The sequence below is a fragment of the Neobacillus niacini genome, from assembly GCF_030817695.1.
Taxonomy (GTDB): domain Bacteria; phylum Bacillota; class Bacilli; order Bacillales; family Cytobacillaceae; genus Neobacillus; species Neobacillus niacini_F.
The window spans coordinates 1,077,457-1,098,980 of sequence record NZ_JAUSZQ010000002.1 but is presented as its reverse complement, the minus strand read 5'-3'; the positions used below and the strand labels follow the sequence as shown (position 1 = coordinate 1,098,980).

The window sequence follows — 21,524 nt, the reverse complement described above, 5'->3', positions numbered from 1 at the left end:
CCCTGCACTTTTTAGACTGTTGCTTTTGCTTTGCTTTTTCTAACAGTTTTGTTAATGAATGATACTACCCGGTAGTCTAAACCGAATTTACCTGCGTTGAAACCTGCAGTTAAGATGATGAAGCCTAACAAAATGTCTGTTGGATTATGAGATATAGTTCTTGCTAAGAAGAAGCTGAAGTTCATCACTAGACCGAAGAAAATTGCAGTTGTTGTTAAACACCCTAACATAAGCCCTAAACCGATATTTGTTTGTGTAAATCCTTTTGAACCACTTAATCCGGGGGATTGGGGACGATCGGACGCTCCTCCTATAAGGATTTGTCCTCAAGCCGGGGGATTGAGGACTAATCGCATACTGCGACCAGAAAGATTTGTCCTCAAGCCAGGGGATTGAGGACTAATCGCATACTGCGACCAGAAAGATTTGTCCTCAAGCCGGGGGATTGAGGACTAATCGCATACTCGACCAGAAAGATTTGTCCTCAAGCCAGGGGATTGAGGACTAATCGCATACTACGACCAGAAAGATTTGTCCTCAAGCCGGGGGATTGAGGACTAACCGCATACTACGACCAGAAAGATTTGTCCTCAAGCCGGGGGATTGAGGACTAATCGCATACTGCGGCCAGAAAGATTTGTCCTCAAGCCGGGGGATTGAGGACTAATCGCATACTACGACCAGAAAGATTTGTCCTCAAGCCGGGGGATTGAGGACTAACCGCATACTACGACCAGAAAGATTTGTCCTCAAGTCGGGGGATTGAGGACTAATCGCATACTACGACCAGAAAGATTTGTCCTCAAGTCGGGGGATTGAGGACTAATCGCATACTACGACCAGAAAGATTTGTCCTTAAGCTGGGGGATTGAGGGCTAATCCCACGGCTCCGACTAAAGGATTTGTCCTTAATCCAAGGGATTGAATTGCCAATCTACCTTCCGTTTACGTTGTAGATATCTGGGTTATGATACCCGCAATGCTGATTACCTTCAATTAAAAAAGACAATTCGAGGGGGTACGAATCAAGTTTGAACAACAAATGTGGATATCAGGAAAATCGAGTTAAAACGTCTTCTATCGTTGGTATTGCAGTAATTGCTCCTACCTTAGTACATACCAAGGCACCTACTTTATTACTAAAATAAATAATTTCTTTTAGTTTTTCAAAGTCTTCTATCTCGGGGTTATCTTTTGCCAATTGGTATAAGGTTGCACCAACAAAGGCGTCACCAGCACCAGTGGAGTCAATGGATTTTATTTTTACACTTGGAACCATTTCGCTATTTTGCCCATTTGACAGATACGTTCCCTCACTCCCTAATGTTACAGCGACTATTTTTGCTCCTAATTCATGAAGAGAATTTGTTCCCTCAGCCAAGTTATTGATTCCTGCAATCAGTTTGAGCTCCTCATCACTCACTTTTACAAAATCAGCTAAGGCGATCCCTTTCTTTGCCAAGTCGATAAATTCTGGAATTCTGTTTTTCCATAGATCTTTTCGGTAATTAGGATCAAATGAAATAAATTTTCCTTTTTCCTTTGCATTACGCATTACATGAAAATAAGTGGATTGAAAGGGATCGCTTAATAATGCAGTGGCAGAGCCAAAATGATGGATTGCGGCCTCATTTAGCTTATCAATATCAATTTCTTCCTCGACTAAAAAGGCGTCAGCTCCGCGATTAAATACAAAATCTCTTTCGCCATTTGCCTGTAAGGATACAAAGGCCAATGTGGTTGGGTGTAAATCATCGAATACGACCATTGATGTATCGACATGGGCGTCCTCAAGAGTCTTCTTTAGAAATTGCCCAAATGGGTCATTCCCAACCTTTCCACTAAAAAGAGCTGTACCTCCTAATTTCGCAATCGTCGCACAGACATTAGCCGGTGCTCCCCCAGCTTGTTTTTGAAAATTTTGTCCTTCTACTAAGTTAATGTCCACATCGGTACAGAAAAAATCGATTAATAATTCACCCATGCATATAATTGATGAACTCAAACCAAACACCATCCTTTTATAAAATAAAGCTCTAACCAATTGAACGATTAGAGCTTCCATACTTAACTTACTTGCTCCAAATGGAATCAAGTTCTGTTACGTTTAATTCCAGCATATTTGTAGTTCCTTCGTTTGAAAATAATATGAGTTCTTGCCCAGTTTCAGACGGAAAAATTAAGCTTGTAATAGCAGCCTCACCATTGTTTGCAAATACCTCAATGGAGGAAGTGTCTAAAAACAACTGGAGTTTCAACCTTTGATCCTCCAACTTTAACGGTGCTTCTTGTACCGCTGCGAAGGACGTCGAAAAGCTATGTTCTCCAGATTGTGTACGGTCAACAAATAGCTTTTCTTCTACTGCATTATAACCAATTACGGTTTTTTCTTCCTCAGAGTGCCGTATGATTAATCCAAATTGGCTTGAACTTTCTTTTTCAAACTCAATCGTTATTTCCATTAAAGAATGAGCTAACGGGATTGAAACACCGTTTCCTGTTTCAACTGATATTTTTTGATATGATTCCGTTCCTTTTCTAATCTTACTAACCTCAGCAACTGGTATTTGGAATAAACGGATGCCAGCCTCAGTGGTAGCTAAGGATAATTCTCTTGGTAACGTCATTGCGCTTCTCCACGCTTCAGTTGGGACTTGATTCGCATAGCGCCAGTTACTCATCCAGCCAAGATAAATACGTCTTCCATCTTGGATATCGGACCAGCTCACACCTGCATAATTATCCCGGCCGAAATCTAACCAAAGAATCGTCGAATCGTCATGGTCATTCACAAAAGTCGACCCATCAAACTGGCCGATAAAATATTGTGTTCTTGAACCTTCTGCTGATTGGCCGTTATCACCGATACTAACAATCATTACCCACTTTTCTTGTCCGCCAACTACTGGTAGTTTGAATAAGTCAGGGCATTCCCATACGCCATCATGTGAACCGGCAGTATGTCCAAATTCACTGGCAAACTCCCACTCTTTTAAGTTATAGGAAGTATAAATCGTAATCGTTTGGCCCGTAGCCAGCACCATCACCCATTTATTTGTCTCTTCATGCCAAAAAACTTTAGGGTCACGGTAATCGGTAATGTTCACGTCTGAAAGGACAGGATTGCCTTTAAACTTCACCCACGTTCTTCCATTGTCCTTACTATAAGCTAAGCTTTGTTGCTGAAGCGGTCTATCAGAATCAGGGTAAGTGCCGGCACTGGTATAAATCGCAACCAATCCTGGTTGATCTTTTTCAAAAAAGCCTGTGGTATTCTTCCAATCGACGACTGCGCTCCCTGAAAAAATGGCACCAATTTCATCCGGATATAAGGCAATTGGCAGGTGCTCCCAATGAATCAAGTCCTTACTTACCGCATGTCCCCAATGCATTGGTCCCCATGTTGTTCCAAATGGATGGTATTGATACAACAAATGATATTCATCATTAAAAAAGACCATTCCATTCGGATCATTCATCCACTTTTCTTCCGGTGAAAAGTGAAATTGTGGACGATACTGCTCTTTATAGGTTTGTGTCATTTTTTATCGCTCCTTCTTTCTATTAAGTTAGTAAAAAAGGCTGTACATTTGCCAATGCACTTGTACAGCCTCAGACTAATTTCCGGGTACTATTCCTGATTTCGATCGTAACCTTTTTGCTTAATATCCAGCCACTCTTGTAGACCAAGTCGATCTAATTCAGCTAGATAATCATTCCATTCTTTTTCAACTCCGCCATTTGCAATCCATTCCGCACGTTTTCGCTTAATATAAGCAAACATATCCGTTTCGATAACAGAAAGTCGATCTAGGTCCTCTAGCGAGAAGAATACACGTGGGTAAATATTATCTGCCTCCATGTAAGGAACCATAACTTCTTTCATTAAGTTCAATCTCCAAGCAGCGTCTTCTGGTTTCGTTGTCACAGTACCATAGTAGCTATCTAAGATGGCTAACGGTCCGCCGACAGATGTTTTTTCTCTCAATTCAACTGGTGCAGTACCTTCTAAAGGAAGGTGTTTTAACATTTTTGTTGCCTCATCCATTTCAAAGATATTTTGTTGCTTTTCATCCCCATACGTGCCCCAGTTATTTTGAACGGATTGAGATGGATCATAAAGCTGGTCAATCCACTTTGCTGTTAATTCAATGTTTTTATTTGCTGATGTTACCACTAAGCGTGAGCGGTCAAAGCCCATTCCATTTGTTCTCGCAACATTTTGATGTCCCTCTGGACCTTTTAATGGAGCTAACAGATCGTAATCATCGCCCATGCCAGTGATATTCCCTTTATCCCATGTGAAGTACAAACCATATTTTTTGTCTCTGCCTTTTGCAAGATACGTGTTCCAATCATGCTCAAATGCTTCGATATCGATTAATCCTTCATTGTATAAATCGTTGAACCAGCTAATGGCCTTTTTATAGCTTTCATCAGCCGCTGTAAGTTTTACTTCTCCATCATTGGTGACAACCGTGAAATCCCAGTTATCGCCTAGGCCAAATGCACCGAATAATGAATGTGGATCCTGTCCGCCATCATTAATGATGAATGACATTGGGATCTCGTCCGCTTCACCATTACCATTTGGATCCTGGGTTTTAAACGCAAGTAATACTTGCTTTAACTCTTCTGTTGTTTTTGGAACTTCTAACCCTAGTTTATTTAACCATTCCATATTAATCCAAGGGAAGGCGTCAACAGAGTGAATACTTTCTTTGCCTTCACCTAGCTCCTCTATCCATGGGAAAGCATAGATATGTCCATCAGGAGCCGTCATCATTGATTTATACTGAGGTGCTTTTTCAAGGACAGCTTGTAAGTTCGGCATATATTGAATCATATCTTCAACAGGAACAATAACACCATCCTTCGCATGCTTCAGTAATTCATAATCACTAAAACCTGCATTTAAAATAGCATCTGGTAATTCACCACTAGCAATCGCTAAATTTCTTTTTTCATTAAAGATATCCGTTGTATAGTTTCTCCAATCAATTTTTACACCCGTTTGATCTTCTAAGCGTTGAAAAATTAACTTCTCATTTGGATCCTCTGGTGCTAATGGTGAACTCGATGTCATAATCTTTAAGGTTTTTTCCTCTTTCAATGGGAAGGTTACATCCTTTAGCCCATAATCCTTAGAAGAGAAACTTTCGCTGCCGCCGCTTTTACTGGTACAGCCAGTTAGAAGTAAAGACCCTGAAAGCAGCAGCGCTGAAGCCATTGTAAGCATTCTTTTTTTCATCATAAACCCTCACTTTTTTTTATTATTTTAGTGAACCAACCATTACTCCCTTTTCAAAATACTTTTGGAAGAATGGGTACATAATCAATAACGGTAAACTTGCAATGACAATCGATGAATAGCGGATCATCTCTGAAATCCTCATGAGCTCGTTCCTTGCCTCTACATCCGCAACCATTCCAGGTTGTACTTCGTTTTGTATCAGAATCGAACGTAATACTAATTGCAGCGGATGTAATTCTCGATCATCCAGGTATATCATCGCATCGAAGTAGGCGTTCCATTGTCCAATGAAGGCATATAAAGCTAGTACAAAGATAATCGGTTTCGATAAAGGTAAAATGATTTTAAAAAAGATTTTTAAATCGGAGGCGCCATCGATTCGCGCAGCCTCCTTCAGCTCATTTGGAACCGCTTTAAAATAAGTTCTGGCAAGAATAATAAACCAGACATTAACAGCACCAGGCAGGATAATCGCCCAAATCGTATTCAGCATCCCTAAATCACGAATAACAAAATAAGTCGGGATTAATCCTCCTCCAAAAAACATGGTAAATAGGAAGAAAACCATAAATACTTTTTTTCCAACTAAGCCTTCTACGGATAACGTGTATCCGGCAAAGAGACAAACGAGAACGGTCACAATCGTAAATCCAGTTGAATAAAGAAGTGAATTTATAAATCCTCTCACAATGGTGTCATCCGTAAAGAGACGCGTATAACCTTCTAATGACCAATCAGAGGCATTTAACGATAGTCCTTTTCGAATGATTGCATTCGGTTCTAGGAAAGACGATAAAAAGACATATAATAGTGGCCCTACTATGGCAAGGACGATAATTGTTAGTAGAATATTATTGGTCAAAAGAAGAACTCGGTCGCCCTTTGGATGTTTGATTTGGTTGTTCATACTTTTCCTCCTTCCTTAAACAAGTCCTTCGCCTTCGTTTAGTTTTTTAACCACTTGATTGACAACTCCTAGTAAAATCACATTTACAACGGCATTAAATAATCCAACTGCGGTTGCAAAGGAATAATCACCTGCAAGCAGCCCTCGTTTATAAACGTAAGTGGCGATAATTTCTGATGATGGTGAATTCATTGGTGTTTGCAATAAATAGGCTTTTTCAAAGCCGATTCCCATAATCCCTCCAGCCGCCAAGATAAACAAGACTGCCATGACTGGCTTAAGTGTTGGAAGATCGATATGCCAGATCCGTTGCAGGAGTGATGCCCCGTCAAGTGTTGCTGCTTCATGAAGCTGCGGGTCAACGTTCGCAAGTGCGGCAACATAAACGATCGAAGCCCAGCCAGCCCCTTGCCAAACTCCCGACCAGATGTAGATGGATCTAAAATAATCAGGGTCAGACATGAATGAGATCGGCTTATCCAAAAAGGTAGATAACAACGCATTAACAGGTCCAACCGGCGATAGAAAAAGAAACACCATCCCCGAAACCACTACCACTGATATGAAATGCGGTGCATAAAGGGCTAACTGAATATTCTTTTTCACACTCGATTTTCGGAGTTGGTTTAACATAAGAGCCAATATGATTGGAATAGGAAATCCTATTAACAATTCAAAAGAACTTAATTTAATCGTGTTCATTAATATTTCAATGAAATTAGGCGATGTTAGGAAACTGGTAAAATGTTTAAACCCTACCCACTCACTCCCCGTAATCCCCCGGATCGGACTAAAATCTTTAAAGGCTATTGTCGCCCCGTATATGGGGATATACTTAAATATAATTGTAAGAATAACAGCAGGAGCAATAAGCAAATAAAGAATGTAGTTCTTTTTAATGTAAGTTAAATTTTTGCTTAGTTTTGTAGTTGCTGCTGGTTTACTAACCGGTATGGTTTGCTCTGCCTTTACTATTTCTTCCACTCTCTTATCCTCCTATTCAGATAATCTGTTGAAAGCACTTTCAACTTGGGTTAAATATAACAAAATGGGGGGAAATAAGAGTTTAATATTTTTGGTTATAACAGTTTAAAATTTTCGGAAGTTTGACATCGCTTTCACTCTACTTTTTCGATATGATGGGAAAGAGAAAGGATGTGGGATATGCCATACAAAGCACGAAGTGTATCATTTGTATTAAAAGTTTTACGTATTTTGAACAAACGAATGAAATTAACTGAAGATGATCAGAGGTATTATCAAAACCAAGAGAAAGGTTTTCAAGGGGAAGTTCAGTTCGATGTATTGACGGAGAAACTTAAACGTAGCAGCTATATTTTGAATGATTTACAGCTGGAGCATAACAAGTCTAGTTTTCAACTGGATTCATCCCTTATTTTTCAAGACACCTATTCCCTCTTTGATGTGAAGAATTTCGAAGGCGAGTTCGTTTATGACGCTGAGTATTTTAAAACACACAGCGGAAGAGATATCCAGAACCCGCTAGACCAACTGAAACGAAGTAAGTTACTGCTTAGCAATCTTCTTCAATCGGTAGGAAGTAAACTAACCGTTGAAGCATACGTTATTTTCATTAACCCCCAGTTTACGCTATTTCAAACTCCTCCTGACCTGCCTTTTGTACTTCCAACCCAGCTTGACCGCTTTATGAAAAAATTAGACCAGAAGCCATCACGGCTTAATCAGTCGCATAAAAATCTAGCGGACCAACTCATTTCCTTACATCAACTAGTCCCACCTATTCTACAGCTCCCTGCCTATAATTATGAAGAGATGAAAAAGGGGATGACCTGCTCCAAATGTAACTCATTTTCCGTAACGATAGTTGGGAAGAAATTGATCTGTAATAACTGCGGTTGTATAGAATTGGTAACAGTTGCGGTCATGCGCAATGTTGAGGAATTCAAGCTTCTGTTTCCAGAGCAAAAAATCACGACAAACGTTATTCATGAATGGTGTGGCATAGTCGATTCTAGGAAAAGAATAAGCAGGGTTCTAGGAAAGAATCTTAAAATTACTGGCCTTGGCCAATGGGCCTTTTATGAATGAATGTAGCATGATTCTATTTTTGTCCTTAAGACATTGTCTTAAGGATATTTTTATATTCTTGATATTTTGTAGATTGATTGGAGACATATCTTATTGCTACCTCTGGTTTTGACACTCAATACCTTTTTGTTGAGCACGAATCCTCTTTGGGCACTTATTAGTTTTGTCCTCAATACCCCTGATTGAGGATGAATCCTCTCTGGGCACTCATTAGTTTTGTCCTCAATACCCCTGATTGAGGACGAATCCTCTTTGGGCACTCATTAGTTTTGTCCTCAATACCCCTGATTGAGGACGAATCTTTATTGTGCACTCATTAGTTTTGTCCTCAATACCCCTGATTGAGGACGAATCCTCTTTGGGTACTCGCCTGTTTTGCCTCAATACCCCTGATTGAGGACGAATCTTTATTGGGCACTCATTAGTTTTGTCCTCAATAACCCTGATTGAGGACGAATCCTCTTTGGGCACTCTCCTGTTTTGTCCTCAATACCCCTGCTTAAGGACTAATCGAGCAGTTACATGAAAAGTATTGTCCTCAAGAACGTGTGTACACTAGGAATTCATGCTCACATACATAGCAAAAGTCCCCTAGTTACTAAACTAGAGGACCTTATTTAATATCTTTTAAACCATTATTAATCTTTTCCGTTGCTTCATTCGCAGCGATTCCAACATCCTTTCCTTCCTTACCTACTTCCTCGAACAAATCCTTAATCGCTTCGCTGAGGACCGGATAGGCAGGAGTTACCGGTCGATTTTTCGAGTAGTTTTGGTCTTGTTGGACAAAGATATTTTTGGGATATTCATTGAGTTCAGGGAAGTCTTTTGCAACTGAATATCTCGCAGGTAAATCACCGGAGATTTCGACGAACAACTTAGCACCCTCATACCCTGTAGCGAATTTTACAAATTCCCAAGCTTCCTTCGGATGCTTGGTCTTAGATGAAATCCCAAGTGCCCAGCCGCCATTCGGGACAACTTGATATTGCCCCTTCGGCAGCGGGGCGACCCCATAATCTTCTCCTAACACAAAACCAGGAGTTTGTTGCAATTCCGATATCGCCCAAGAACCCAATACCGTCATCCCAAGCTTATCTGTTTCAAAAGGAGCAGGAGGCATATCAACCGCCGCTACCCCATGCTTACTATATAAATCTTGATAAAATTGCAAGGCTTCTAGCGCTTCTTTAGAATTGAGATACCCCTCAGCAGTTGACCTATCTGGACTAAGAACATCCGCTCCGAACTGCCAAAGGATCGGCATTTTAAAATAAGCAGGGCCTTCTCCAACCCCAAAGCCTTGCGCTGGGTCTATCCCTATCACACCTTTTTCAGGATTGTTTATTTTTTTGGCAATTTCCAGCACTTCATCCCATGTCATGGGATTATTCGGATTTCCTGAAGGAAAGGGGATTCCGGCCTCCCTGAAAATATTCATATTGTAAAATAAAGCAATGCTCGATTCCACAATTGGGGCTAGGTAAATTTCATCATTATAAGTTAAACCCTTTAATACTCCTTCAGGTATATCTTCAATATTCCCTTCCGCTTTCATATAGGAATCAATCGATAATAGTGAACCGGAGTTTGCGTAAAGAGCCAGGTTAGGGCTATCAATAGCCATAATATCAGGATGGTTTCCTGCCGCCAGTTCGGTTCGAAGCCTTAATTCGTATTCACTTCCCCAGTGCATCGATTGCATATTAATCTTAATATTGGGGTGTGTAGCTTCAAAAGCAGCGACCACCTCTTCATAGGCTTGATTAAACGCTGGATTCGCTAAATTTCGTAAAAAGGTCAGCTCGACTTGTTTTACCTGTTTCTCTTTATTTGGACTTTCACTTGGTAAAGTAAAAAAATAAAAAAGGGCCAAACCCGCTATACTTAAAAGAATGATGAGCGTTAACCATTTCCTCACCTTAATACCCTCCTCCCTACAACCGACCTATCGAGTTACGAAATTCTACAGGTGTTTGTCCAAAGTGTTTTTTAAAGACCGTACTAAAATACCCAGAGTTTGAAAAACCAACTAAATTACTGACATCAATGATTTTCAACTGTTTATCTTTAAGCAATTGTTTTGCCTTATTCATCCTCAAATTAACCAGATAATCGCTGAAGTTCTGTCCCACATGATGTTTGAATGTTTCCGATAAATGGGCACTATTAATGTGAAATAACGTGGACAAGGTGGTAAGGGATATTTCACTAGCATAGTGCTGGTCCAAATAATGGCGGATACTATCGATTAACTTCTTATTGGAAAAACGAGCAAGACGCACTTTTTCAATGATCAATGAGGCTAATTGAATCAGGTCCTCTTTCACTTTATGTTGGGAATAAAGCTTCCATATATTTTGTTGGCAATTCCAAATCGTATTTTGAATGTCTTTCGTCTCGACATCGTACTTTTTGGCTAATGAACCTAACATAAATAACACTTGGTTGGCAGCAAAGGAAAACGACATAACCGAACGGCCTTCTGACCCTTCAAGAACAATCTTTAGGTTATCTTTAAATGCAGCAAAATCCACATTTTCAATTGAATTCGTTATCCGTCTCTCAAAATCCGGAGAAAAGTCAAACACTTCTTCGCTTGCAGCAGTTTGATCCATAATCTGAGACTTTGATCCAAGTTGACTTTGGCTCCAAGCAAGTAAACTGGATATATATCCGCTCCTATACTCTGAAAGTCCATTCACAATCGTACCAATACCAATAACTGTTTCTAATTTTAGCAACTTGTTAACGGTTTGTTGAATTTGCAAAACGAAATGATTGGTCGTTGAAGAATTTGAATCAATTAGCTGTAAAAATTGAACCATATTCGGATAGCTTGGATCCGTAAATACATATGTTGATTTCTGCAGTTGAGCGATTTCCTTACACAACAATTGAAATGGAACCCTGAGTTCCTCAAGACGATTGGGATTGTGGCTTTCTCTAATTTCTACTGTTAAAAACTTTACTTTTGCATTTTCATTTGTCAGTTCTTCTAGCTGAAGCTGCTGAAGCCTTTCAGTTACAATGGGGAGCTGTAATCGTTCTTCTTTTGCTAAATGAAGGATAAATTGTTCCTGCAATTCTTGTAAATGAGAATGAACTAGTCGGCTCATTTGCGCGAGTTCCATCTGTTTTCTTTTCTCTTCCTCTATTTCTTTCCGAATCTTCCTCAATGCTTCCACTAATTCATCAGGCGCAACAGGTTTCAATAGGTAGTCTTTAACGCCTTGCTGCAGTGAATTCCGCACATAATCAAAATCGGAATAACCTGATAAAACAATGACTTTTACATGAGGAAACTCTTGATGACAGTGTTTGGCCAATTCTACTCCATCCATAATAGGCATTCTCATATCGGTAATCACTATATCGATATCCTTGGTTTGGAGGATTTCAAGAGCTTCTTTCCCATTTGAAGCCTCTCCTGCAAGTTGAAATCCCTCTTCTTCCCAGTCAACCTTTAAGCGTAATCCTTTTCGAATCTGAATCTCATCATCTGTGATTAACACCTTCATCCTGTCTATCCCCCCTTTTCATATCAATCAGTAAAGAAATCTTAGTGCCTTCATTTTTAGTAGATTCAATACGGTAGGAAAAGTCATTTCCATAGGTAAGCTTTAAACGTCCAAGTACATTTCTTAGCCCAATGCTGTTCCCTTTGCTTTCCAATACGTTTAGGGTTTCATCTGCTTGGGATAATAAATTGGAAATGATTTCTTCAGACATCCCCATCCCTTTATCTGCCACTGACAGACTAATTTGACTTCCAATCTTTTCTGTTTTTATAAAAATATCTGCATACGTCTTTTCGCTGAAACTATACTTCACAGCATTTTCCACGAGTGGCTGTAAAATGAATTTTATTACGGGAATCGTTATGGTGTCAGGATCTACATCCAATTGAACCGTGATCATGTCCTCATATCTTAACTTTAATATGTTCGTGTAACTTTTGATATAATTTACTTCTTCACCTAACGGCACAATATTGCTTTTTGTATTTAAGGAATATCTGAGCATTTTCCCTAAATAAACGCTAACATTCATAACCTCTTTATTTTTCTCTTGAAGCGCTAAACTTCCAATAATCTCAAGCGTATTGTTCAGAAAGTGAGGGTTGATTTGTAATAATAAGGCTTTATATTCCGCATCTTTCCGGCGTAAATTGGCTTCATATTCGGTTTCAATTAAATTCTGTAATTGGTCAATTGTATGTTCCGTAACATTGATAAGGTAATCAACTTCATTATTTTGAGATTTAATGTGCGGCATAAAACGTTTCGCCCCTGAAAAATCTCCCCGTTTGATAAACCCAAGAGCTTTTGCCAGTTTTCCTAAAGGACTTGTAATATTGTTTGACAGAATGACCGATGCTACAATCGTTATGAAAAAAAGGACTGCACTCGTTAGCAGAAGGTTCTGCTGTAAATGATTGGCCCTTGCGAATAAATCGGACTCTGTCACTGCACTCATTAAGATCCAATCCCCTACTGGCAGCTTTTGAAAGAAAACTAAGTACTTCTCCTTCTGATAAGCGGCTTCAATTAGCCCTTCTTGGTCATCGCTAGTAGTGATTTGCTTTAAACTTTGTTTCAGGATTGAATTTGGGGTCTTTACCTTCCCTGCCAAAATGTTTTCACCCTGCTGATTTAACAAATAGGTATGTCCATTTTGTCCAATCGTTATTTTATTTAGCGCCGTTTCTAGTAAAGCAGATGGGAAATTCACCTTAATGACCCCTGCTGATATCATTGTATTGGTATCAATGAGGGGCAAAATATAGCTGTTGATCTTCTTTTGTTGCATTTCATGACTTTGCTGAAACGGATCTAAATGCGACTTAACATAGTCCTGATTATGTTGGGTAAAGTCCTGATACCAATCTGTTTCATGAAGTGAGGAATGAACACCCCAAGTCCCGGTCCCATCATCAAGCATCACTGAAATCGACATCGCATTAGAATTGTTAATCATGATCGAGGATAGACCCTGTTTAAGTTGATTCATTAATGAATCGATTTCTTCCTTGTCAGCACCTTGTCTATTTAATCTAATCCATTCTTGTGTGGTCTGGTTAACAAGCACCTGTTTGCCCAAATCCTCTGCCTGAGTAGTAACGGAATCGACATAAAGTGAAAACTGATCCATCATTTCTATCGTCAACTCTTGAGTCTGTTCTCGAATAACAGACGTAAAAAAGCTAGGAATTATGATTGATAGAATAACAAATGGAATCGTCAGCAAACATGTAAAAATGAGTAATAAACGATTGCGTAATGAAAAAAACATGCCACCCTCCTTCAAAAAAAGAAGCTCAGAAAACCCTTACATTTTTTTATTAATAGGAATAATCCATTATAGCACTTAAATATTGCTAGACTCTAGTGCATGTAAAACAGGAATTTACAGGGAATTTGATAGTGAATTTTGATACTTTTATGCTTATGTGTCAAAATAGGTAGGAATATCCATGTGGTAGTTTCCATGCTAGAATACTGATGTACCCAATTTTTTTAAAATGGAGGACATAGATAATGAGAACAATGAATCTAGGAAGCAGTACATTAGAGGTACCGGTTGTAGCGGTCGGCTGCATGCGAATCAATTCACTTGAAAAGAACGAGGCTGAACGCTTTGTCCAAACAGCGTTAGAGCAAGGTGCGAACTTCTTCGACCATGCGGACATTTATGGCGGTGGAGCCTGTGAGGAAATCTTCGCCGACGCTATACATATGAATGCAGACATCCGTGAGAAAATCATCCTGCAATCAAAATGTGGCATTCGGAAAGGGATGTTTGATTTTTCAAAGGAACATATTTTACATTCCGTCGATGGAATTTTGAAACGGCTGAACACCGAATATCTAGATACGCTGCTCCTGCACCGTCCAGATGCACTTATGGAACCTGAGGAAGTCGCGGAGGCATTCGATATCCTGGAGACCACTGGAAAGGTACGTCATTTTGGCGTTTCCAACCAAAATCCAATGCAAATTCAGCTGCTGCAGAAATATGTGAAGCAACCCATTGTAGCCAACCAGCTGCAATTAAGTATCACAAACGCGAACATGATCTCCAATGGATTGAACGTGAACATGGAGAACGACTCAGCAATTAATCGTGATGGCAGTGTGCTTGATTTTTGCAGACTGAACGACATCACCATTCAGCCATGGTCACCGTTCCAATACGGATTCTTTGAAGGTGTATTCCTTGGGAATGAAAAGTTTCCAGAGTTGAATCAGAAGATCGATGAAATTGCCGCTAAGTATGAGGTGAGCAATACCACCATCGCGATTGCGTGGCTGCTGCGCCATCCAGCCAAAATGCAGCCAGTTATCGGTACGATGAACGTTGATAGGTTGAAGGAATGTTGTAAAGCAAGTGAAATCACTCTAACACGCGAAGAGTGGTACGAAATCTTTCGTGCTGCTGGAAACATCCTGCCATAGTATAAAGCACAGAGGAGTGCCGTTAAGGGCACTCCTTCTATTTTGTGGTGATATGCCAAAAGGGTTTAACCCTTATTCATCATCAACTTCGTCATCACCGATTTGATCCTCTTCCTCTACATCCTCAATCTTTTCCCCTTCTTCCGGCTGCTCATCATTTCCACACCCCGTTATAGTGAAAAGAGAGAAACCTAAAAGTAACATCATCAATAACCTTTTCATCTTCATTCCAATCAACCTCCTTTTATCCTTAGCCTTTCCAGATCTACCAGCAATATGACAAAATAAAAAAAGCAATTTGGTGCCTGTCACCACCCGTGGACAGTGTCCACGAGTGGTGACAGGCACCATTTATACATCACTGTATATTTTTTACACCTTACGCTATTCTTCTTCACTTTCTTCCTCTGTTTCTTCTTCCGTTTCTTCTTCCGCTGTTTCTGCTTCGGGTTCTGCGTCTTCTTGTGCCTTTTCTGCTTTTATTCTTGTGATTTCTTCTTCGAGCTGTTGAAAGGCGTTTAATCGATAGTTGGCACAGGCCAGCAGGTCATCTATGATTTGAAGGAATTTTTCATAGGGAACTCCATGTTTGCTGCATCCATTGATCAATTTGAATAGGTCTTTTTCAAATAAATGATAGCGTTCTTTAAATGTTTTTGGATCCATGGTTAAGAAATATTCATCATCGACAACAAATTCGTTGAAGACTTTTTTGGTTAGACGCTTTTTTGTTACTTCTATCTCCTGTTTGTCCTGGTCATTGTCGTAATGGGCTTCGTCCTCATACTCAGAACAAAGTGTATTATAAATCTTCTCGAGCAGCTCGGTCGGGTTGAGATATTTCAAATCATCCATATAATCCCCTCCTTCCTTTATAATTGCCCAAAAAAGGTACTTTTCGACATCCATAACAAAAAAAGCACACACAGCAAGCTGTGTGCACTTTTCCGAAAAACGTATTATACCAATACGCCTTCTTGATACTTTTTCGTAAGCGTTGGCCAGTATTCTTTATTAGCCTCAATTAAATCATCGAGAATTTTCTTTGCCACAATCGCAGATGGGATCGTCTTATTAAGCGTAAATGCTTGTAATGCTTTTTCATAAGAACCTTCAGTAATGGCTTCGACTAAGATTTTCTCAGAAGCAAGCTGCTGGTCAATCATTGCTTTGTGGAAGTATGGGATTTCACCCACATATTCAGGTACTGGACCTTTGCTCGTGATTAACGCAGGTACTTCAATCATCGCATCCGCTGGCAGATTAGGAATGGTTCCTTTATTCTCTACCATTACTAGATAGCGTTTTGCTAGATTCTGAGCAATCGAAATGGTTACATCGACGATAAAGATTCCATGAACACCAACGTGGAAGGCGTCATCTAAAATACCTGTTTCTTCAAACTTCCTAACCGTTTCAAACAATGACTGTTCACGACCGTCCATCACTTCATTGGCACGAGTATATTCTTTATTAGAATTCTCAACAATGTAGTCTGGAAGTAAATAATATTGCAAGTATGGATTTGGAATATAATCCGGGAAGAAATCCATAATCGGCTTAATATTTTTAAACGTTTTAATCCAAGAAGCATCGGCATGACGATAGTCAATTTTTGAAATATCTTCTGTCAAAAGACCCCACTTACTAATGTGCTCACGAAGCTCTGGAAGACGGTCAACACCATCGACCTCAACTTTTGTGAACCAGCCGAAGTGATTTAAGCCAAAGTAGTCAACCACTAGGTCTTCACGATTAACGCCAAGGATTCCCGCCATGTTACGCATTGTTGCTACCGGCATATCACAAATATTGATGACTTTTGCATTTGGACGAAGCTTGCGGACACCTTCAGCGACGATAGAAGCAGGGTTAGAGTAGTTCACAATCCAGCAAGATTCTTTTGCATATTTTTCAACAAAATCAATTAATTCAACCATTGGGAAAATGGTTCTTAGTCCATATGCTAGACCGCCAGGACCACATGTTTCTTGACCTACTACACCATGTGAAAGAGGAATTTTTTCATCAAGCTCTCTCATCGCATATTTACCAACACGCATTTGTGCAAACACAAAGTCTACATCATCAAATGCTGTTTCCGGTTCCGTTGTATCGATTACCTTAATTGAATCAGTGTATTCAGCGATAACGGCCTTCGCTGCTACTACTACCTTTGATTGACGTTCGCCATCAATATCGTAAAATCTAATTTCAGATAAAGGTAAATCTTCTAATCTATCCATTAAGCTTCGAACAATACCTGGTGTATATGTGCTTCCGCCGCCTGCAATCGCTAATTTATATGTTTTCATAGTTAAGTCCTCCTAATTTTTGATCGACTTGGTCTCGAACAGACTTCACATTCAATCCATAAACTACTTGAACATTGTTTCCTGACTTAATAACACCCTTTGAACCTGTTTCCTTTAGCAGCTGTTCATCTACTACATTAGGATCTTTCAAAACAAGTCGTAATCGTGTATAACAGTTATCCACATTTTCAATATTTTCACTGCCGCCAAGTGCTGTGACAATCGTTTCACCAAGTGGAGAAGCATTTGTGCCTGGCGCTGGTTTTAATTTCAATTCACCTGGTACTGCTTGTGGTGCTTCCGCTGCACCTTCTTCACGTCCAGGAGTTTTAAGATTCATTTTTACAATTAACGTTCTGAAAACCACAAAGTAAACTGCAAACATGATCAATCCTACTAAAATAAACATAGGCCAGTTTGACTTCGTTGTTCCTAATGGCAGGTTGTAAAGTAAGAAGTCAATGACACCATTGGCCCCAATGGCATGGACACCAAAGATATTTAATAACATCATCCCGGTACCTGCTAACACTGCATGTGTGAAGAAAAGAATAGGTGCAGTGAATAGAAAAGCAAACTCAAGTGGCTCTGTTACACCAAGTAAGAAAGAAGTAACTGCCGCTGGTAAAAGAATCGCTTTTGCCATTGTCTTATTCTTTTTATCCGCTGTTACATACATTGCTAACGCGGCACCCATTAAACCAAACATTTTCGCTAATCCGCGAGCATCCCAGTTAACCGTACTGCTTAGTACCGCCACACTTGGGTCAGCCATTTCAGCAAAGTATATGTTTCTTGCGCCGTAAACCACTTCGCCAGCAACTGTCGCGGTTCCACCAAGTTCTGTATATAAGAACGGTGTATAGACTAGATGATGAAGTCCCGTTGGAATTAAGATTCGCTCTAAGAAACCGTAAATAAGGAAACCAACATCGCCTAAGCTTCTGATTCCATTAGCTAATGCGGTAATACCATTTTGTACGAACGGCCAAAACTCTGCTGCAAGTGCTCCTAGGATCATCGCACTTGGAATCGCTAGGATCGCTACAAAGCGGTGACCAGAATAGATTTGCATAACACCTTTAAACTCGGTATCACAATATTTATTGTGCAGTACGCCAACAAGCGCACCGATTAAGATTCCTGCAAACACACCCATTTCTAAGACTTGGACATTTAATACGGTTGCCTGTCCTGAAAGCTGCATTGCTTCAGGAGCCACTAATCGCTCAGAAAGCTTTAAAACCTGGTGCATAGCATTGATAAAAATAACGAAGGTTACTAATCCTGTTAAAGCGGCATAACCCTTATCCTTTTTCGCTAATCCGATTGGAATCCCAACCGCGAAAACGAGTGCAAGGTTTTGTAAAATCGAAACAGCGGAAGAGGAAATAAACTTTCCGATATTTTGAATAGCTGGATTTTCAAGTAACGGAACGTATTGTGCTAAGTTCCCATTTCCAAACACATTACCAAAGGCAATGAAGAGTCCGATAATCGGCAATATCAATATTGGTGCAAACAAAGATTTTCCAAATAACTGGAGACCATTTATGACTTGTTTCATTTGCAGCCTTCCTTTCTTTTTATAGGTAAACGCTATCATTTACAGTTCACAGTATAGCTTGGATTTTTCTGTCGAGGAAGGGGAAAAGGCGATTCTGTAGCATGTTAACAAATAACGTAACATGTTACATAAAGGGGGTCTAATATTCCTTCATAATCCCTCTTTTAATCGCCAAAATGAGGATAATATCAATTAACATAAACATATTCGATTCAAACGAAGTCACCTGAAACTCCCGCTGTGACTCGATAGTGGGATCAAGAACGGAGAAAACAATGTCCGCCATTTGGGCGGTGGTACTCTTACTATTGCCAGTAAAAAGAACTGTTTTTAAGCCTTTATCTTTTGCAATCTGTACCTTTTCAATCACTTTACCCGTTTCACCAGAACGAGAAAAAACAATTAGCAGATTGTACTTTTGAATATTATTGAAAAAGATTGCTCGGCTGTCACTTGTAGAAGCGTTCGATACGTAGTAGCCAAACAATTCTAGTTTCTTTGCCAGATAGTTTGAAAATAACGTAGAAAATCCTGCACCGTAAAAATAGACCATCTTATTCCGTTCGATTTCATGTAAGAAATCCTCGATGTTCTTTTCCCCGATGGCTTTAAAGGTAATCTTAAAGTTTTCACCAAACTCCTTTAGGGTTTGTTCGTATGGTCCGTGGATGCCGGCAATTGTTTCAGATTCCGAATCGGCCATTTGCGTCACTTTTAGACCTAGGTTGTAAATGAATTCACTATAACCACTGAAACCGAGCTTTTTACAAACCCGAATAATCGAAGTCGTCGAAACGAAAAGATCATCGGCCGCTTTCCGAATACTTAGCTGCTTATTTTCAAACTTTTTCTCGATCAGATAGGACAAAATATCCTTTTCCGATTGGTTTAAGTCCTTATCATGTATGTAATCCAAAAAAAATTTCTCTGACTTTTCCATTTTTCAACCTCATGTCTTCACGATTTCTTATTAGTATAACTCCTAGTTCTTTTACCATTACATTGCCGTCGTCACCCCAAAAAAAAGAATCCTAATCGGATTAGATATGGATTCTTTTTTTATGATACCTTATTTGCTAGGATTGTAACTAACGTACTTCGTAAAATCGTAGCAATCATTATATTAATGTAAAGTAAGTTTTTCCTCATTTTTTTCTTGCGCATTAATTCTTCCGGTGTCATCCACATACTTTTCGTATTGATTGGCTACCTGTTTTCTATTCCTATCTAATTTGGTTCGCCTATAGTCTCCATTATCCAGGGTTAGTAAAACAATGAAAATTCAACCCTTAATTATATCATACAGTAAAGCTGCTTAATCGATCTTCCATTTGTTTTCTAGCGTCGTTCATCATTCCATCAAGCAGTTCTTTCACGGTTGGAATATGTTCAATGAGTCCGGCCACCTGCCCGCTATTCATGAAACCATTCTCAACATCCCCCTGGATTGCACCAGCAATGTGGTGGTCCTCTGATGTCATGTCACGGTATTGTTCCGAGGCCAATCCGCTTTGTTCCAAATCAATAATGCGAGTAGCATATGGTGCTTTTAAAACGCGTCTTACTTGTCCTACTGAACGTCCTAAAATAACGGTTTCGGTATCCCCTGCGTCAAGAAGCCTTTGCTTATATAATGAATGAAAGGGTGCTTCTTTCGTTGCAATCAATCGGGTTCCTAACTGTACGCCGGCAGCACCGAGCATTAAAGCTGCAGCCAGACCTTGACCATCTCCAATGCCACCCGCAGCCACAACCGGTATTGTGACATGGCGGCTTATTTGTGGTATGAGCGTAAATGTGGTTAATTCCAGACTTGAATTAATACCGGCAGCCTCAAACCCTTCTGCCACCAGTACATCTGCCCCTGCAGCTTCTGCCTTTTGAGCTTGTTTCATCGATGCAACAACCGCAATTACTTTTATGCCTTTTTCATGCAAGAGTGGAATAAAAGGAGCAGGATTACCCGCCGATAATGATACAATCGGTATGTTATGCTTTAACACAAGTTGAATCATTTCTTTTGTATAAGGACTAACATTAATTGGTATATTCAACGCAAAACTGTTATGCGTTTTGTCTTTCGTTTCAAGAATAATGGCTTCGACCTGCTCAGGAGTCATCGTTCCACAACCTATTGTTCCAAGACCTCCAGCTTTAGATACAGCTGCCGTAAGCTGTGCATTACTTATATTCCCCATTCCCCCCTGAATGATTGGATATTGAATAGAAAAAAGTTCGCAAATATGTTTCATTTTTTCAACCCCCTATTAATTTCATGTTATACTATTATCACTAGAAAAACAATTCTGATTTTTTAAAAGGAGCGAAAGAAATGATTATCCCATTCAATGGCATAACCCCTGCCATTCATAAAACAGTTTTCGTGGCACCTGGCGCTTACTTAATTGGCGATATTACGATTAAAGAAGAATCCTCCATCTGGTTTAATGCTGTTTTACGAGGGGATGAGGATTCCATTATCATTGGCGCAAAGTGCAGTATTCAAGATAACTCCACCATTCATTTATTCGAAGGATGTCCTGTTATCATTGAAGACGAAGTTACAGTAGGGCACAACGTTATTTTGCACGGCTGCAAAGTAGGGAAACGTTCCATTATTGGCATGGGCTCTACCATATTAGACAATGTGGAAATCGGAGAAGAATGCATTATTGGCGCGAACACACTAATCGCCGCGGGCAAAAAAATACCTCCTCGCTCACTTGTCGTTGGTTCGCCGGGAAAAATCGTCCGGGAGTTATCAGATAAAGACCTAGAACTTATTCGCCTATCTACTGATTCATATGTACAAAAAGGACGGGAATTTAAAGAGATCCTTAAATAAATAATTTAAGGGCCGTATACTGTTGGTTTTTAGAAAATGAAAAACTGCACCGGATTTCTAACTCACTTCTTCACAAAAAAAGCTGCCTCAAAAGGTCTTACATCAATG

Annotated in this window: 19 protein-coding genes; 3 read left to right on the top strand and 16 right to left on the bottom strand. The window is 39.7% G+C overall.

Going from position 1 to position 21,524, the window contains the following annotated elements; translation table 11 throughout:
- Nucleotides 1-11: 11 nt before the first annotated feature.
- The 6 genes from QFZ28_RS05670 to QFZ28_RS05645 form a co-directional block, all read right to left on the bottom strand.
- Nucleotides 12-230 (bottom strand): hypothetical protein, encoded by a 219-nt coding sequence (locus QFZ28_RS05670; protein ID WP_307193743.1) that lies wholly within the window; start codon nucleotides 228-230, stop codon nucleotides 12-14.
- An 821-nt stretch (nucleotides 231-1,051) separates the two neighbouring features.
- Nucleotides 1,052-2,017, bottom strand: coding sequence for a carbohydrate kinase family protein (locus QFZ28_RS05665; protein ID WP_307196956.1), 966 nt, complete (start codon nucleotides 2,015-2,017; stop codon nucleotides 1,052-1,054).
- A 55-nt stretch (nucleotides 2,018-2,072) separates the two neighbouring features.
- Nucleotides 2,073-3,542: a glycoside hydrolase family 32 protein gene (locus tag QFZ28_RS05660; RefSeq protein WP_307193742.1), complete on the bottom strand. Its 1,470-nt coding sequence runs from the start codon at nucleotides 3,540-3,542 to the stop codon at nucleotides 2,073-2,075.
- A gap of 89 nt (nucleotides 3,543-3,631) precedes the next feature.
- Nucleotides 3,632-5,251, bottom strand: coding sequence for an ABC transporter substrate-binding protein (locus QFZ28_RS05655; protein ID WP_307193741.1), 1,620 nt, complete (start codon nucleotides 5,249-5,251; stop codon nucleotides 3,632-3,634).
- Between the two features lie 22 nt (nucleotides 5,252-5,273).
- Complete coding sequence (locus QFZ28_RS05650) at nucleotides 5,274-6,161, bottom strand: carbohydrate ABC transporter permease (protein WP_307193740.1); 888 nt, start codon at nucleotides 6,159-6,161, stop codon at nucleotides 5,274-5,276.
- A gap of 15 nt (nucleotides 6,162-6,176) precedes the next feature.
- Entirely contained in the window at nucleotides 6,177-7,115 is a 939-nt protein-coding gene (locus QFZ28_RS05645; RefSeq protein WP_307196955.1) for an ABC transporter permease, read from the bottom strand.
- Nucleotides 7,116-7,325: 210 nt separating this feature from the next.
- On the opposite strand from QFZ28_RS05645, the gene QFZ28_RS05640 reads away from it, so the two are divergent.
- On the top strand, nucleotides 7,326-8,231 hold the full coding sequence (locus QFZ28_RS05640) for a nuclease-related domain-containing protein (protein WP_307193739.1): 906 nt from the start codon (nucleotides 7,326-7,328) through the stop codon (nucleotides 8,229-8,231).
- A gap of 613 nt (nucleotides 8,232-8,844) precedes the next feature.
- Here QFZ28_RS05640 and QFZ28_RS05635 read toward each other — a convergent pair.
- From QFZ28_RS05635 to QFZ28_RS05625, 3 genes are read right to left on the bottom strand one after another with little or no spacing between them, the layout of a single operon-like run.
- Nucleotides 8,845-10,152, bottom strand: a complete 1,308-nt coding sequence (locus tag QFZ28_RS05635; protein ID WP_307193738.1) for an ABC transporter substrate-binding protein — start codon at nucleotides 10,150-10,152, stop codon at nucleotides 8,845-8,847.
- Between the two features lie 16 nt (nucleotides 10,153-10,168).
- A complete protein-coding gene (locus tag QFZ28_RS05630; RefSeq protein WP_307193737.1) occupies nucleotides 10,169-11,752 on the bottom strand; it encodes a response regulator transcription factor in 1,584 nt (527 codons plus the stop codon).
- Nucleotides 11,730-13,526, bottom strand: coding sequence for a cache domain-containing sensor histidine kinase (locus tag QFZ28_RS05625; RefSeq protein ID WP_307193736.1), 1,797 nt, complete (start codon nucleotides 13,524-13,526; stop codon nucleotides 11,730-11,732). Before QFZ28_RS05625 ends, QFZ28_RS05630 begins: the two co-directional genes overlap by 23 nt.
- Nucleotides 13,527-13,771: 245 nt before the next feature.
- Here QFZ28_RS05625 and QFZ28_RS05620 point away from each other — a divergent pair, with 245 nt between their 5' ends.
- Entirely contained in the window at nucleotides 13,772-14,689 is a 918-nt protein-coding gene (locus QFZ28_RS05620) for an aldo/keto reductase (protein WP_307193735.1), read from the top strand.
- Between the two features lie 72 nt (nucleotides 14,690-14,761).
- Here QFZ28_RS05620 and QFZ28_RS05615 read toward each other — a convergent pair whose 3' ends face one another.
- The 7 genes from QFZ28_RS05615 to QFZ28_RS05585 all read right to left on the bottom strand — a co-directional run bounded on the left by QFZ28_RS05615 (nucleotide 14,762) and on the right by QFZ28_RS05585 (nucleotide 20,823).
- Nucleotides 14,762-14,917 (bottom strand): hypothetical protein, encoded by a 156-nt coding sequence (locus QFZ28_RS05615; RefSeq protein ID WP_283862292.1) that lies wholly within the window; start codon nucleotides 14,915-14,917, stop codon nucleotides 14,762-14,764.
- A 156-nt stretch (nucleotides 14,918-15,073) separates the two neighbouring features.
- Nucleotides 15,074-15,544 (bottom strand): hypothetical protein, encoded by a 471-nt coding sequence (locus tag QFZ28_RS05610; RefSeq protein ID WP_307193734.1) that lies wholly within the window; start codon nucleotides 15,542-15,544, stop codon nucleotides 15,074-15,076.
- A 104-nt stretch (nucleotides 15,545-15,648) separates the two neighbouring features.
- Entirely contained in the window at nucleotides 15,649-17,004 is a 1,356-nt protein-coding gene (locus QFZ28_RS05605; RefSeq protein WP_307193733.1) for a 6-phospho-alpha-glucosidase, read from the bottom strand.
- A complete protein-coding gene (locus QFZ28_RS05600) occupies nucleotides 16,991-18,571 on the bottom strand; it encodes a PTS transporter subunit EIIC (RefSeq protein WP_307193732.1) in 1,581 nt (526 codons plus the stop codon). Before QFZ28_RS05600 ends, QFZ28_RS05605 begins: the two co-directional genes overlap by 14 nt.
- A gap of 139 nt (nucleotides 18,572-18,710) precedes the next feature.
- On the bottom strand, nucleotides 18,711-19,511 hold the full coding sequence (locus tag QFZ28_RS05595; protein ID WP_307193731.1) for a MurR/RpiR family transcriptional regulator: 801 nt from the start codon (nucleotides 19,509-19,511) through the stop codon (nucleotides 18,711-18,713).
- A gap of 119 nt (nucleotides 19,512-19,630) precedes the next feature.
- Nucleotides 19,631-19,759, bottom strand: a complete 129-nt coding sequence (locus tag QFZ28_RS05590; RefSeq protein ID WP_307193730.1) for a hypothetical protein — start codon at nucleotides 19,757-19,759, stop codon at nucleotides 19,631-19,633.
- A gap of 110 nt (nucleotides 19,760-19,869) precedes the next feature.
- Nucleotides 19,870-20,823, bottom strand: coding sequence for an NAD(P)H-dependent flavin oxidoreductase (locus tag QFZ28_RS05585; protein WP_307193729.1), 954 nt, complete (start codon nucleotides 20,821-20,823; stop codon nucleotides 19,870-19,872).
- Between the two features lie 80 nt (nucleotides 20,824-20,903).
- Between QFZ28_RS05585 and QFZ28_RS05580 the strand changes: the two genes are divergently transcribed.
- Complete coding sequence (locus QFZ28_RS05580; RefSeq protein WP_307193728.1) at nucleotides 20,904-21,416, top strand: gamma carbonic anhydrase family protein; 513 nt, start codon at nucleotides 20,904-20,906, stop codon at nucleotides 21,414-21,416.
- Nucleotides 21,417-21,524 lie beyond the last annotated feature (108 nt).